The organism is Paraburkholderia sp. MM5496-R1 (genome assembly GCF_050436205.1).
Taxonomy (GTDB): domain Bacteria; phylum Pseudomonadota; class Gammaproteobacteria; order Burkholderiales; family Burkholderiaceae; genus Paraburkholderia; species Paraburkholderia tuberum.
Window position 1 is genome coordinate 1,014,205 of record NZ_JBNDLT010000002.1, and the last position, 13,428, is coordinate 1,027,632.

At 65.5% G+C, this 13,428-nt stretch carries 12 protein-coding genes and 1 pseudogene; 7 read left to right on the forward strand and 6 right to left on the reverse strand.

Going from position 1 to position 13,428, the window contains the following annotated elements:
* Nucleotides 1-9: 9 nt before the first annotated feature.
* From pqqD to OKW38_RS11650, 4 genes and pseudogenes are all read right to left on the reverse strand, one after another.
* On the reverse strand, nucleotides 10-291 hold the full coding sequence (gene pqqD / locus OKW38_RS11635) for a pyrroloquinoline quinone biosynthesis peptide chaperone PqqD (RefSeq protein WP_184044028.1): 282 nt from the start codon (nucleotides 289-291) through the stop codon (nucleotides 10-12).
* Nucleotides 288-386: pseudogene (locus tag OKW38_RS11640) on the reverse strand (pyrroloquinoline-quinone synthase PqqC); the annotation flags it as partial. The pseudogene OKW38_RS11640 and the gene pqqD, both read right to left, overlap by 4 nt.
* A gap of 65 nt (nucleotides 387-451) precedes the next feature.
* Nucleotides 452-526 (reverse strand): pyrroloquinoline quinone precursor peptide PqqA, encoded by a 75-nt coding sequence (gene pqqA, locus OKW38_RS11645; RefSeq protein WP_090805708.1) that lies wholly within the window; start codon nucleotides 524-526, stop codon nucleotides 452-454.
* Between the two features lie 302 nt (nucleotides 527-828).
* Nucleotides 829-2,814, reverse strand: a complete 1,986-nt coding sequence (locus OKW38_RS11650; protein ID WP_429361560.1) for a sigma-54-dependent Fis family transcriptional regulator — start codon at nucleotides 2,812-2,814, stop codon at nucleotides 829-831.
* A 369-nt stretch (nucleotides 2,815-3,183) separates the two neighbouring features.
* Here OKW38_RS11650 and OKW38_RS11655 point away from each other — a divergent pair, with 369 nt between their 5' ends.
* From OKW38_RS11655 to OKW38_RS11670, 4 genes are all read left to right on the forward strand, one after another.
* Nucleotides 3,184-4,911, forward strand: a complete 1,728-nt coding sequence (locus tag OKW38_RS11655; RefSeq protein ID WP_429361562.1) for a methanol/ethanol family PQQ-dependent dehydrogenase — start codon at nucleotides 3,184-3,186, stop codon at nucleotides 4,909-4,911.
* 116 nt (nucleotides 4,912-5,027) lie between these two features.
* Nucleotides 5,028-6,299: a c-type cytochrome gene (locus tag OKW38_RS11660; protein WP_429361564.1), complete on the forward strand. Its 1,272-nt coding sequence runs from the start codon at nucleotides 5,028-5,030 to the stop codon at nucleotides 6,297-6,299.
* A gap of 86 nt (nucleotides 6,300-6,385) precedes the next feature.
* A complete protein-coding gene (locus OKW38_RS11665; RefSeq protein WP_429361566.1) occupies nucleotides 6,386-6,700 on the forward strand; it encodes a high-potential iron-sulfur protein in 315 nt (104 codons plus the stop codon).
* 192 nt (nucleotides 6,701-6,892) lie between these two features.
* Complete coding sequence (locus tag OKW38_RS11670; RefSeq protein WP_184066908.1) at nucleotides 6,893-7,303, forward strand: GFA family protein; 411 nt, start codon at nucleotides 6,893-6,895, stop codon at nucleotides 7,301-7,303.
* 9 nt (nucleotides 7,304-7,312) lie between these two features.
* Here OKW38_RS11670 and OKW38_RS11675 read toward each other — a convergent pair whose 3' ends face one another.
* A complete protein-coding gene (locus OKW38_RS11675; RefSeq protein ID WP_184066905.1) occupies nucleotides 7,313-7,720 on the reverse strand; it encodes a GFA family protein in 408 nt (135 codons plus the stop codon).
* 30 nt (nucleotides 7,721-7,750) lie between these two features.
* On the reverse strand, nucleotides 7,751-8,035 hold the full coding sequence (locus tag OKW38_RS11680) for a hypothetical protein (protein WP_090804206.1): 285 nt from the start codon (nucleotides 8,033-8,035) through the stop codon (nucleotides 7,751-7,753).
* A gap of 82 nt (nucleotides 8,036-8,117) precedes the next feature.
* Here OKW38_RS11680 and imuA point away from each other — a divergent pair, with 82 nt between their 5' ends.
* From imuA to OKW38_RS11695, 3 genes are read left to right on the forward strand one after another with little or no spacing between them, the layout of a single operon-like run.
* Nucleotides 8,118-8,825 carry a translesion DNA synthesis-associated protein ImuA gene (imuA, locus tag OKW38_RS11685; RefSeq protein WP_184029676.1) on the forward strand — a complete coding sequence of 236 codons (708 nt, stop codon included), beginning with the start codon at nucleotides 8,118-8,120 and terminating at the stop codon, nucleotides 8,823-8,825.
* Nucleotides 8,755-10,224 (forward strand): Y-family DNA polymerase, encoded by a 1,470-nt coding sequence (locus OKW38_RS11690; RefSeq protein ID WP_429361568.1) that lies wholly within the window; start codon nucleotides 8,755-8,757, stop codon nucleotides 10,222-10,224. Before imuA ends, OKW38_RS11690 begins: the two co-directional genes overlap by 71 nt.
* 19 nt (nucleotides 10,225-10,243) lie before the next feature.
* Nucleotides 10,244-13,393 (forward strand): error-prone DNA polymerase, encoded by a 3,150-nt coding sequence (locus OKW38_RS11695; protein ID WP_429361570.1) that lies wholly within the window; start codon nucleotides 10,244-10,246, stop codon nucleotides 13,391-13,393.
* Nucleotides 13,394-13,428 lie beyond the last annotated feature (35 nt).

Consider the following 13,428-nt stretch of genomic DNA (forward strand, 5'->3'; position numbering starts at 1 on the left):
TGGGCCATCTCAGGCTAGCCAGCCGCGCAGCCGCGCGTGATCGAGAAAGCGATAGACGTCGGGTGCAAGTTCAGACGTGCCGAAAAGCCGTTCGAGTTCGCCGATGATGTCGTCGAGCTCGTGTTCTCCGTCGCAACGCGCGAGGATCGCGCCGGCGCTGGTGTTGAGCTTCACCATCCCTTCGGGATAGAGCAGCACGTAGGCGTCCTGCGCCGCTTCCCACTGCAGGCGGAAGACGCTCCGCAGGCGGGGGCGCAGTGGCACGCCGCTATCCGCGTCACGCGTGTTCATAGGGGGCAGGCCTTTTCGACCGCATCGAGGATCGACCAGAGAATATCGAGTTTGAACCGCAGGATATCGAGCGCGCGCTGCTGCGCCTCGGGCGTGCCCGGCGTGGCGAGCGCCGCCCGCGGCGCCACTACGGCACTGCGGGCGGCATGCCGCAGCCCGCTCAGCGATTGGCGATATACATCGTGACTTCAAAGCCGAAACGCACCTCGGCGTACGACGGAGTGATCCATTGCATGGCATGTCTCCTTGTTTGCGATGGGACGGAAGAACCGCACTCGATGCGCGGCCGTTCCCTTCAAAGCAAAGGACATGCCGATGTCGCCACGCGAGGCTCGTTTGGCTCGCGCACAAGCCTTCGCCTGGGTATGGGCACCGACATCGTCAATTCGCTGACGTAAGCGGGACAAACGCGTCGCCATACGATGCGTTCGGGAGATGGGCAGTGTTGATTTTTGGAGCACCACTGCTGCGGGATGCAACAACGGTGTGACAGCACGTGGGCGAAACAGAAGTGCTGATGAAAGCGGCGCGATGGGTTCAGAAGTCGTCCACCTCACGATCCGGCTCGACCGCGGGCATCTTGCGATAGATCGTGTTGCGCGACACGCCGAGCTCGCGCGCGGCCGCCGAAACGTTGCCGCCATGCCGCGCGAGCGCGGCGGCAATCACCGACACGGTCACGTCCTGCAGGCGCGCGCACTCCGGCGCGAACGCATTGCCCGAGCCCGGCGTATCCGCCGCGCCGCTCGACGAAACGCCGCAGCGCAGATCATCGAAGAAGTCATCGGGCAAATGCTCGCGCCGGATCTCGCCGTCCGCGTCGACCATGGCCGCCGCGGTGCGCAGCAGGTTGCCAAGCTGCCTGAAGTTGCCCGGCCATGGACAGCGCTCGAACATCGCCATGACATCGGGTGCGACGTGAAGCGGCCGTCCGCTCGCGCTGGCAATCGATTCGCGCAGCAACATCTTCTGGATCACGACCGCGAGGTCGGCACGGTCGCGCAGCCGCGGCAGACGCACCACGAGGCCATTGAGCCGGTAGTAGAGATCCTCGCGGAAGCGGTTTTGCGCGATCATCTCGCGCAAGTCCCGGTGCGTCGCGCAGATGATCGCGACGTCCACCGCAATGCTCCTCGTCGAGCCGAGCGGGTTGATGACACGTTCCTGCAGCACGCGCAGCAGCCGCACTTGCAGCGAGTACGGCATGTCGCCGATCTCGTCGAGAAACAGCGTGCCGCCGTTTGCCTGCAGCAGCTTGCCGATCGCGCCTTTGCGCCGCGCCCCGGTGAATGCGCCCTCCTCGTAGCCGAACAGCTCGGATTCGATCAGCGTCTCGGGAATCGAAGCACAGTTGAGCGCCACGAACGGCCCGGCGCAGCGCGGCGAATCGTTGTGGATCGCCTGCGCGAGCAGTTCCTTGCCCGTGCCGGTCTCCCCATTGATCAGGATCGGAATGTCCTTGCCGATCACCCTCCTGACCTTCGCAATGACCGCGGCGACCTGCGGGTCACCCGTGTCGAGATAGCTCAGACGCGAGAGTCCGGCGGCCGCCTGCGGCGGCTCCTCGCGCGCGAGCGCGCGGGCGCCGTCGTGCACGGCGACCGGGCGGCTGCCCTCGGCCAGCGACGCCCGCCTGAACTGCACGCGCGCGCAGACGAGCGCGCCGCTGCTCAGGTTGAGCATCAGGTGCGGGTCGAGGCTCACGCGCGCGCGATCGATCAGTTGCGCGCTCGTGGTCTGGAACAGCGACGACAGCGTATGCGCGCGCAGCCCGGCGAGCGACATGCCGAGCTGGAACTGGGCACTGCGATTGGCCGACAGAAAGCGTCCGTCGCTCGTGAACGCCACGATGCCTTCCATCAGCGTGCCCAGAAACTCCGGACGACTATGGAAGGACACTTGCAGCGTTTCGTGAAAGGTCGTCGTAAAGAGATGATTCTCGATCATCTGCACCGACATTTTGGCGAGCGCCATCGTGTGCTGATGATAGCTGCGGTAGTCGCCCGTCACGTCGAGCACCCCGATCGCGTCGCCATACGGATCGAGAATCGGCACGCTCGAGCAGGTCAGGAAGCGGTTTGCCGCCAGGTAGTGCTGGTCGCCGTGCACGACCATCGCGCAGCGCTCGGCCAGCGCCGTACCGATCGCATTGGTGCCTTGGCGGTCCTCGGCCCAGTTCGCGCCGGGCCGCAGCGCGACTTTCTCCGCGCGCGCGAGGAAGTCGTCGTCGCCGATCGAATGCAGGATCAGCCCTTCGGCATTGGTCAGCACGATCATGCTTTGCGTGTCGGCGATCTGCTCGTGCAGCGACTCCATCACCGGCATCGCATGCGCGCACAACACCCGGTTCTGCTCGCGTTTGAGCACGAGACCCGCGTTCGAAAGAACCTCGTATTCCGGCCGCGCCGACGCGCACAGACCAAACGTTTCGGAGCGTTCGTGCGCTTTCTGAATTGCCGGCACGGGAAAGTCGTTGGACCGTATGGCAGTCTGAGCCACGGCCCGGTGAACGTCATCGCGCATTGTCTCCCTCCTGGAAAGCCTGGTACCTTGCCGGACTTTTCTCCGTACTCTTAAGCAAGCTCCGGGCCATCCATTTCAGCGACAGCTTCGCCCGCGATCCGGGCGTCGCCCTCGACCCGAGCGATGCGCGCTAGCGCTGCAACTGTCCTGTTTCTCAACACTCCATCGCCCGGCGTTGTACCGGGATGCAACACATGGAGCGCTCTACGCGCGATATGTGCCGCCGCACGTTTCAGGCGTGCCGCCCTTTCGGACTCGCCCACAAAAATGGCATGTGACTTGCAGTAACGGCACCGCAACCGGATCGACACGGAACAAAGGGGCGACGCCTCTGCCGGCACTGCATCGACAAACACTCAGGAGACGACCATGAAGAACCGTTCGCCCGCCGCAGGCCGGCTGGCTGTCCTTGGAGCGAGCATCGCGATCGCGATGGCACTGAACGTGGCTCCGGTGCACGCCGCCCCGGACTACCCCGCCGTGACCTACGAGCGCCTCGCTCAAGCACAGAGCGACCCAGGCTGGCTCACCTACTACCGCAGCTATGGCGGCCAGTCACATTCGCCGCTGAAGCAGATCGATGCATCGAATGTCGCCGGACTCAAGGAGGCCTGGAGCTATCAGTTCCCCGCGGAACTCAAGCAAGGCTTCGAAGCAACCCCGATCGTCAACGGCGGCTATCTTTTCGTCAGCACGCCGAAAGACAACGTCTATGCATTCGATGTCAAGACCGGCACGAAGCTCTGGAAATACGAGCCGAAGCTCGGCGCGGAATCGTTCAAGACCGCATGCTGCGACGTAGTGAATCGCGGCGTCGCGCTGTATGGCAAGAACGTCTACGTGGCCATGCTGAGCGGCGAGGTAGCCGCGATCGACGCGCAGAGCGGCAATGTCGTGTGGAAGAAGCAGATGTTCGAACCGGGTCTCGGCTACGCGTTCTCGCTCGCGCCGCTCGCGCTCGACGGCGCGATCGTGGTCGGTACATCAGGCGGCGAGTATGGGATTCGCGGCTATATCGCCGCACTCGATCCCGACGACGGCTCAATCATCTGGAAGCGCTATACGATCCCGAATGCCGGCGACAAGGGCGGCGATACGTGGCCCGACGGCATGCAGGAACATGGCGGCGGCGCGGCGTGGCTGACCGGCACCTACGACGCCGCCACGCGGACGCTGTACTGGGGCGTCGGCAATCCGGGACCGTGGCTCGCCGCGCTGCGTCCCGGCGACAATCTGTACTCCGATTCCCTGCTCGCGCTCGATCCGAAGAACGGCGACCTGAAGTGGCACTATCAGTACACGAGTAACGACACGTGGGACTACGACGGCGTCAACACGCCGGTTCTTGCCAACATCAACTACAAGGGCAAGCAGTATGACGCCATCATCCATGCCGACCGCAACGGCTTCTTCCACGCGATCGACCGCAAGACCGGCAAGCTGATCTACGCGGAGCCGTTCGTCAAGGCGCTGTCGGTGACGGGCTATACCGCCGACGGCAAACCAGTTCAGGACGCCAGCCGGTTTCCCAAGGCCGGCACGACGATCAACACCTGTCCGAGCTTTCTCGGCGGCAAGAACTGGTGGTCGACTTCCTACGATCCCGAGCGGCACATCGCGGTGGTGCCCTCGCTGCATGCGTGCATGAGCCTGTCCGGCAAGTCGGTCAGCTACATGGAGGGTCTGCCCTACCTCGGCGAAGGCTTCGAGATCCAGCCTGAACCGGGCAGCCAGGGTTATGGCGAGCTTCAGGCCATCGATGTCAATACGGGCAAGAAGCTGTGGGGTCACTGGACCAGGATGCCCTGGAACGGTGGCGTCGCCACCACGGCCAGCGGCCTCGCCTTCAGCGGCTCGCTCGACGGCCATCTGTACGCGTTCGACGTGACGACGGGCAAGGTGCTGTGGGAGAGCCCGCAACTCGCGAGCGGCATCGTCGCGCAACCTTCCGTGTTCGAAGTCGACGGCAAGGAATACGTGGCCGTGCTCGCGGGCTACGGCGGTGCGAATCCGATCTGGGGCGGCCCGATGGCCGACGTCGCGAAGGACGTTCCGCGCGGCGGCACGCTGTACGTGTTCGCGCTCGATCGCAGCTAGGCGCAGCCACCGCACCCGCATCGTTCTGCCCATCCGGCCTTCGCAGCCGCATCTTTCCGCGCCCGCACGCAGCCCATGCGGGCGCGGTGTTCCCGCCATTACAGGAACGCACCATCATGAACATTCGATTCACTCACCTTGCTCTCGCCGGCGCGCTCGTCGCCGGCGTCGCACATGTTGCCGCCCAGGCGGCCGCGCGGACGTCGTCCAGCGTCCGCGTGTGCACGATGCCCGGCAGCCCTTCGGCCGAGCTGGACAAGTCCGTTGCACGCGCGGTGTTGAGCGCGGCGGGCATTACCGCGACATTCGCGCCGCGCGGCATCGACGACGACGGCGGCGACGACGGCATCTCCGCTCGCGAGCTCTCGACATCGCTGCAGCGCAACTGCGACGTGATCGCGGGCTTTCCGCGTTCGAGCGTGGCCGACGGCTCCGACTCGCACCTGCTCTTTTCCGACAGCTATCTGCACTCCGGTTACGTCAGCGTCACGCTGCGCGGCGCCCATGCGGCCAACACCTCCGTCGCGGCGCCGGACGGCAAGATCACCATTGCCGCCACCTGGTCGAGCCCATCGCAACTGATCGCGGTCCAGCAGAAGAACGCGCGCTTCGATCTGGAAACCACCTCCGCGCTGACCGTCGACGCCCTCGCGAAAGGGCGCGCCCAGCGCGCGATCGTCTGGTACCCGGCCGTGGTGGCGTATCGGCATGCGCACCCGCAGCAGCACTTCGACGTCGCCGTCGCCGAGTCGCCCTATGCCGACTGGAATCTGGTGTTCGCGTCGGGGCCCGACACGCAGTCGCTGCAAAAGCGCATCGATGACGCGCTCACGCGTCTGCGCAGCGATGGCCGGCTCGCAGCGCTCACGCGCAACTGGGCGCTGCCAACCACCCTCGCGAGCGGTTTGGCGACCGCGGCCAGCACTCACGCGAATCTCGCGCGCTATCTCGACGGCCCGACCCAGGCGTCGCCGCGTGCGGACCTATGGCGCGTGGGCGGCATGCCCGCCGCCGGCGGCTTCATCAAGGTTGCGGCGACAACCGAGACACCGTCGTTCGATCACGATCAGGTCGCCCACGGTGAACATCTGTATGCCGATTCGTGTGCGAAATGCCACGGCGAGAAGCTCGAAGGCAACACCGCGCCGTCGTTGATCGGACCGGCCTTCGCGCCAGCGGCGAACTCGCATCTGACGATCGGCGGCATTTACCAGTACATGTCGACCAACATGCCCGCGGATCATCCCGGCAAGATGAGCGACGAGGAGTACGCCGATCTGATGGCCTTCCTGCTCTATACGAATGGCTACGACGCCGGTAGCGCGAAGCTGACCGCGCAAGCCGCGCAATCCTCGACCACCCCGCTGAACGCCGGACCGCGCCACTAACACGTTGCTTCGCACCGCATTACGACGCCACGCCGCTTCAATCGAATGCGGCATGGACGACCCATTTCTTTTCTCAGGGCATCATCATGGTCTCTCACAACCGCAGACACTTCATTCTCCAGGCCGCGGGCCTGTGTGCCGCGCTCGCCAGCGCCGAGCTCGCGTTAGCCGCGCCGCCCGCCGTCGATGAAAACGACGCCGCGGCCAGCTCGCTCGGCTATCGTGCGAAAGCGGGCAGCGTCGACGCCGCGAAGTTCCCCAAGTACCACGCGGGCCAGACCTGCGCGAACTGCCGTTTCTACACTGGCGCAGCGGGCGACTCCGCCGGACCGTGCCCGATGTTCCCGGGCAAATCGGTTGCCGCCGACGGCTGGTGCAACGTCTATGCGCAACGCGTTTGAGCGCTGGTCCGTGGGTGCGCCGCAAAGCGGCGCACCCACGACGGCAGGCGAAGACACGTCGCCCCTGGACCCTTCGCTCGCTGATTCGATGCGATAGCTGAACGACGTTCGAGCTCTGCTAAGCTACGGTCCGCCGCACCTATTCTTAGGCTCCCGAACAAACCGCGAGATCATTTGAACCGGAGAAGATCGATGTCGACACCCTGGCTGGGGCGCTGCCTGTGCGGCGCGGTGCAATACGAAGCTCGCGGTGATTCACTCGCGCAACTGATCTGCCATTGCCGCGATTGTCAGCGCGCTTCAGGTTCCGCGGGGTTGCCGGTCGTCGTAGTGAGAGCCGCCGGCTTTTCGTTCAAAGGCGACGTCAGGCCTTATACGAAGATCGGCGGCAGCGGAATGCCCACGACGCGCAACTTCTGCGCTCATTGCGGCAGCCTGCTATTCGCTACGCCGCATCATGCGCCGGACATCGTGACCCTCTATGCCGGCACGCTCGATGATCCTGCGCGGTTCAAGCCCGAGTTCGCCCAGTTCACGTCCGAACGCCATCAACTGGATGCCCACCAGCCTGACATTCCCCACCATCCGCGAAGAGCGCCCTGACCGGCGCAATCAAAGATGCCGTGTTTGCGCGGGCGGATTGCCCCAGTCGTCGTGCAGCCCATCGCGATAGGTGACTGGCGCATTCAATGCCGCATCGAGATCGAGTTCATCGAGGCACATGATGTTCACGTTGATATACGGATACCCTGTGCCGTTTGGCATATCGATGCGATCGAATACGTGGACGCCGCAGCGTGTGCAGAACGGGTGATGCGCGACCGCATTGTGCCCCTGATATTCGCTGAGCGCGGCTTCATCCGAAAGAAGACGAAAATCTTCCCGGCGAACCTGCACGTGCCAGAATCGCAGCCTGCTGCAGTAGCTGCAATTGCACTTCGACGTGCCCTCGTCGAAATCGATGCGAGCCTCGAACTTCACGAATTGGCAATGGCAACTTCCGAGGTACGTGCGCAACATGGGGTTCTCCGGGGTTGAGGGCCGCTGCCATTATGGACGGCACGACTTCGCGCTGCCAATGCAGGAGCCGTCGCAACCCTCGCAGTAATGGCGGTCGCGCACCGCGCGATCCACGCGCCAGACGTTCGCCGCAACCGGCGCCGCCGTCCCCGCCGAGCGTCCGTTTTCCCGCGCATGAAAGGTCGGCTCGCCCGCCTTGCCGCGGCGAATCGCTTCATCGATGTCCGGCTCGCCGAACACCGCTTTCAGTTCGGCCACGAACGCCGCGATCTCCGGCATCGGATGCCCGGCTGGCTTGCGCACTCGCATGTCCATGAACCCGCCCCCAAAAAAGTGCCTGTTCGCTATCTCATAAAACCATGTAGGATACTGTATATCCATACAGGTATTTTCGCAAATGACAGCCGCCCTGCCAGCACCGGAAGCCATTCACCCGTCCTTGTGGCGGGCGTCCCAGCTTGGCGCTGGCCGCGGCCGCAGCGTCGATACCGGTTATCCGGCCCTGTCGGCGGAGTTGCCCGGCGGTGGCTGGCCGCTCGGCGCGCTGGTCGATCTGCTCGTGCAGCAGGCCGGCGTCGGCGAACTGCGGCTGTTGCAGCCGGCGCTCAGCGCCGTCGGCGAGCGTCCGCTCGTCTTCGTGCAACCGCCGCATACGCCGGACGGCCTCGGGCTCAACTACATCGGCCTGTCGCTGCAGCAGGTGCTGCGGATCAATGCGCCGAAAACCGCCGACGCGCTGTGGTCCGCCGAGCAGATCCTGCGCGCCGGCAGTTGCGGCGCGCTGATCTTCTGGGCGCAGTACGCGCAGGCGTCGTCGCTGCGCCGTCTGCATCTGGCCGCGCAGTCGTCGGAGACGCTTTTCATCATGGTGCGGCCGCTCGCCACCGCGCAGGAGGCATCCCCCGCGCTGCTGCGGCTCGCGCTCAGGCCATCGGCCGAAGGTCTCACCATCGACATCGTGAAACGACGAGGGCCCGCTCGCGCAGAGCCCCTGTCGATTCCCCTTCAACCCACTCCCGTTCTGCTTTCCCGACATGCGCGTCTTTCTCGCCGTTCATCTGCCAAAGTTGCCGCTCGAGGTCTTCAGACCGAAGTGGTCGCCTGAGCCCGCGCATGGCTGCGCGGTGCTGGAGAAAGACAAGGTGGTCATGGCCGACCCCGCCGCGCGCTCGGCAGGCGTGCGTCCGGGCATGAAGCGCGGCGGCGTGCTGACGCTGTCGCCGCAGACCGAGATGTATGAGCGCGATAGCGGTCGTGAAACGGCAGCCCATCGCGAGGTGGGTATCGCGCTGATGCGCTTCTCGCCCGAAGTCGCGCTGCTCGATGAGGCGACGGTCGTCGTCGAGATCGGCGCGAGTTTGCGGCTCTTCGGCGGCCTGCTCGCGCTGTGCCGCGATACGAAAGCCATCCTCGACGCGCTCGGCTTCACCGCGCGCATCAGTGCCGCGCCGACCGGCCAGGGCGCGTGGCTGCTCGCGAAGTTCGGCAACCGGCGCGTGCTGAAGCTCGCGTCGCTCGACCAGCGCCTGTCCGCCCTGCCGATGCTCGCCGTGCCCGAAGTCCGCCCGTTCGCCGACTGGTTCACGGGCCTCGGTTGCGAGCGCATCGCCGATCTGCGCCGCCTGCCCCGCGCCGGCTTGCAGCGCCGCTGCGGCGAACATCTGCTCGACTCGCTCGACCGCGCGTTCGGGACCGCGCCCGAACTGTTCGACTGGCTCGAACTGCCACCCACGTTCTCGGCGCGCATCGAGATGCCGGACCGGCTCGAACACGCGGATGGCGCGGTGTTCGGCGCGCAGCGCCTGATCGTGCAACTGTGCGGATGGCTGTGCGCAAAACAGCTCGCGCTCACCGGCATTCGCCTGTCGCTCGAACACGAGCGCGGACGCGCTGCGATCGAGCCGACCACGATCGACGTCGCACTCGGCGAGCCGACCTGGCGCGAAGAACATCTGATGCGCCTGCTCAAGGAGCGGCTGCGTCGTATCGAGCTCGCCGCGCCCGTGATCGCGTTGCGGCTCGACGCGTCGAACGTCGAGTCGGCCGCGCCCGCGTCGGACACGCTGTTTCCCGAACCGGGCGGCTCGCAGGAGGATCACGCGCGGCTGCTCGAACTGCTGGTCGCGCGGCTCGGCGAAGAGAACGTGCTGAAACCCGCGCCGAGCGCCGATCATCGTCCGGAGATCGCGAACCGCTGGCTGCCGGTGTCGCAGCCGGTCAAGCCCGGCCCGCTGCCGCAGAATCTGCCCCGCCCGACGTGGATGCTCGACACGCCCGTGCGTCTGCTGATGCGCCAGCACCGCCCGTTCTATGGCTCGCCGTTGCGCATGGTGTCGCCGGGCGAGCGCATCGAGAGCGGCTGGTTCGACGGCGAGCTCGTCACGCGCGATTACTTCGTCGCGCAGGCGGACGACCAGAGCTGCTACTGGATCTACCGCGAGCGCGTGAGCAGCCGCGACGCGGAAGAAGAGCAACGCTGGTTCCTGCATGGCCTGTTCGGCTGATAGGCGCGGATGAGCGGCCATGGACACCACCTTCACGATGCTGCCGGCGTATGCCGAGCTGTTCTGCTTTTCCAACTTCACGTTTCTGCGGGGCGCGTCGCACGCTGAGGAACTGGCCGAGCGTGCCGCGCAACTCGGCTACTCCGCGCTCGCGATCACCGACGAATGCTCGCTCGCGGGAGTCGTGCGCGCGCATGTCGCGGCGAAAGAAGCGAAGCTGCCGTTCATCGTCGGTTCGTATTTCCGGCTCGTCAACGCCGATGGTTCGCCGGCGTTCGGGCTGATCCTGCTCGCCCGCAACCGCAACGGCTACGGCAATCTGTCCGAGCTGATCACGCTGGCGCGCATGCGCGCGCCCAAGGGCGAATACCGGCTCACGCCGCAGGATCTGTCGCGGCCGGAGAAGGAATATCGTCACCTGCTCGGCATGCCCGACTGCCTCGCGATTCTCGTGCCGGATTTCCCGGCCAGCGAAGACGCGCTCGATGCGCAGGTCGAATGGCTCGACGAAACGTTCACCGGCCGCGCATGGGTCAGCCTCGTGCTCCATCAACGCGCGATGGACGACCTGCATCGCGGCACGGTCGAATTCGTCGCGCGCAGCCGCGACGTGCCCGTCGTCGCGCTCGGCGAAGTCGTGATGCACGTGCGCTCGCGCAAGCCGCTGCAAGACACGATGACCGCGATCCGGGTCGGCAAACCGGTCCATCAGTGCGGCTATGATCTGGCGCCGAACGCCGAGCAGCATCTACGCTCGAGGTTGCGGCTTGCCAACCTGTACCCGCAAGACGCGCTGGCCGCGACGGTCGACATCATGAGCCGCTGCACGTTTTCGCTCGACGAGCTGCGCTACGAGTATCCCGACGAGCTGGTGCCGGCCGGCCATACGCCGGCCTCGTATCTTCGTCAGGAAACCTATGTCGGCGCGCAGCGGCGTTTTCCCGCGGGGATTGCGCATCACGTGCAGCAGCAGATCGAGCACGAACTCGAACTGATCGCGGACCTGCAGTACGAGCCGTATTTCCTGACCGTCTACGACATCGTCCGCTTCGCGCGCAGCCAGCACATTCTGTGTCAGGGGCGCGGGTCGGCCGCGAACTCGGCGGTCTGCTATTGCCTCGGCGTGACCGAGGTGGACCCCGCGCGCGGCAACATGCTGTTCGAGCGCTTCATCAGCAAGGAGCGCGGCGAGCCGCCCGATATCGACGTCGACTTCGAGCACCAGCGGCGCGAAGAAGTGATCCAGTACATCTATCGCAAGTACGGCCGCGACCGGGCGGCGATCGCGGCGGCGGTGTCGACCTATCGTCCGCGTGGTGCGCTGCGGGAAACGGGCAAGGCACTCGGCGTCGATCCGCAGATCGTCGATGCGGTCGCGAAGTCGCATCACTGGTTCGATACCAGTCGGGATCTGCTCGCGCGTTTCGCGGAATCCGGCCTCGATCCGAACCAGCCCCTGATTCAGGCCTGGGCGAAGCTCGCCTCGCAACTGCTGAATTTTCCGCGCCACCTGTCGCAGCATTCGGGCGGCTTCGTGATCAGCCGCGGCAAGCTCACCCGGCTCGTGCCGGTGGAAAACGCGGCGATGGCCGACCGCTCGGTGATCGAGTGGGACAAGGACGACCTCGAATCATTGGGCTTGCTGAAGGTCGACGTGCTCGCGCTCGGCATGCTGTCGGCGATCCGGCGCACGCTCGACCTCGTTTCGGAACAGCGCGGAGAACGCTTCGAAATGCAGGACATCCCCGCCGAGGATGAGGCGACCTACGCGATGATTTCGGCCGCCGATACGGTCGGCGTGTTCCAGATCGAATCGCGCGCGCAGATGAGCATGCTGCCGCGCATGCAGCCGCGCAAGTTCTACGACCTCGTCATCGAAGTCGCGATCGTGCGGCCCGGTCCGATTCAGGGCGGCGCCGTGCATCCCTATCTGCAGCGCCGTCAGGGCTTCGAGCCCGAGACCTATCCGAGCGACGCGTTGAAGACCGCGCTGGGCCGCACACTCGGCGTGCCGATCTTCCAGGAGCAGGTGATGCAGGTGGCGATTCTCGCGGCCGGCTTCACCGCCGGCGAAGCCGACCAGCTGCGACGCGCGATGGCCGCGTGGAAACGCAAGGGCGGACTCGAAAAATACTATGACCGCATCGTGCTCGGCATGCAGGAGCGCGGCTACGACCAGGCCTTCGCCGAGGCGATCTTCGAGCAGATCAAGGGCTTCGGCGAATATGGCTTCCCCGAAAGTCACGCGGCCAGTTTCGCGCTGCTGGTCTATGCGAGCAGTTGGCTCAAGCGTCACGAACCCGAAGCCTTTCTCGCCGCGATGCTGAACAGCCAGCCGATGGGCTTCTATTCGCCGTCGCAACTGGTTCAGGATGCGCAGCGGCACGGCGTCACGGTGTTGCCGGTCGATGTGACGATCAGCGGTTGGGACTCCTCGCTCGAACACCGTGCGGGGGCGACGCGCCCCGCCGTGCGTCTCGGTCTTTCGCTGCTGCGCGGCATGAAGGACGGCGCCGCCGAACGGATCGAGAACGCGCGCGCGGTTCGCCCGTTCGCGAGCGTCAACGATCTCGCGCGCCGCGCGCAGCTCGACCGCAAAGACCTGCATGCGCTCGCGGATGCGAATGCGTTGGCAGCGCTCGCGGGAAACCGCCGCGAAGCGCTGTGGCAATCGGTCGTCGCGGTGCCGGACAAGGATATGCTCGCGGCCGCAGCGACTCAGGACGAAACGCCCGAACTGGGCGCACCGAGCGAAGCGAACGACATCGTCGCCGACTACCGTTCGCTCGGCCTGACGCTCAACCGCCATCCGCTGGAACTGCTCCGGCCGCAGTTGCTCGCGAACCGGCTGATGCCGGCCTCGACGCTGCGGACCTATCGCGACGGCCGCCTCGCGCGCGGCTGCGGACTGGTGACGGTGCGTCAGCGTCCCGGCACGGCCAAGGGCGTCGTGTTCGTCACGCTCGAAGACGAGACCGGCAACGTCAATGTGATCATCTGGCCGAGTCTGCTCGAAAAACAGCGCAAAGAAGCGTTGGGCGCCGCGCTGCTCGCCGTATACGGCACGTGGCAGTGTCAGGGAGAAGTACAGCACCTCGTCGCGCAGCGGCTGGTCGACATGTCTCATCTGCTGGGCGAGTTGCAGACGACGAGCAGAGACTTCTGCTGACGCGAGCGCGCAAATGCGTATCATCGGAACAGCAA

Excerpts from the sequence above, each read along its gene's own strand:
- OKW38_RS11655 (WP_429361562.1), top strand. The coding sequence starts at position 3,184 with ATGAAGAACCGTTCGCCCGCCGCAGGCCGGCTGGCTGTCCTTGGAGCG.
- OKW38_RS11665 (WP_429361566.1), top strand. The coding sequence starts at position 6,386 with ATGGTCTCTCACAACCGCAGACACTTCATTCTCCAGGCCGCGGGCCTG.
- OKW38_RS11680 (WP_090804206.1), bottom strand. The coding sequence starts at position 8,035 with ATGGACATGCGAGTGCGCAAGCCAGCCGGGCATCCGATGCCGGAGATC.
- OKW38_RS11670 (WP_184066908.1), top strand. The coding sequence starts at position 6,893 with ATGTCGACACCCTGGCTGGGGCGCTGCCTGTGCGGCGCGGTGCAATAC.
- OKW38_RS11690 (WP_429361568.1), top strand. The coding sequence starts at position 8,755 with ATGCGCGTCTTTCTCGCCGTTCATCTGCCAAAGTTGCCGCTCGAGGTC.
- OKW38_RS11660 (WP_429361564.1), top strand. The coding sequence starts at position 5,028 with ATGAACATTCGATTCACTCACCTTGCTCTCGCCGGCGCGCTCGTCGCC.
- OKW38_RS11695 (WP_429361570.1), top strand. The coding sequence starts at position 10,244 with ATGGACACCACCTTCACGATGCTGCCGGCGTATGCCGAGCTGTTCTGC.
- imuA (WP_184029676.1), top strand. The coding sequence starts at position 8,118 with ATGACAGCCGCCCTGCCAGCACCGGAAGCCATTCACCCGTCCTTGTGG.
- OKW38_RS11675 (WP_184066905.1), bottom strand. The coding sequence starts at position 7,720 with ATGTTGCGCACGTACCTCGGAAGTTGCCATTGCCAATTCGTGAAGTTC.
- pqqD (WP_184044028.1), bottom strand. The coding sequence starts at position 291 with ATGAACACGCGTGACGCGGATAGCGGCGTGCCACTGCGCCCCCGCCTG.
- OKW38_RS11650 (WP_429361560.1), bottom strand. The coding sequence starts at position 2,814 with ATGCGCGATGACGTTCACCGGGCCGTGGCTCAGACTGCCATACGGTCC.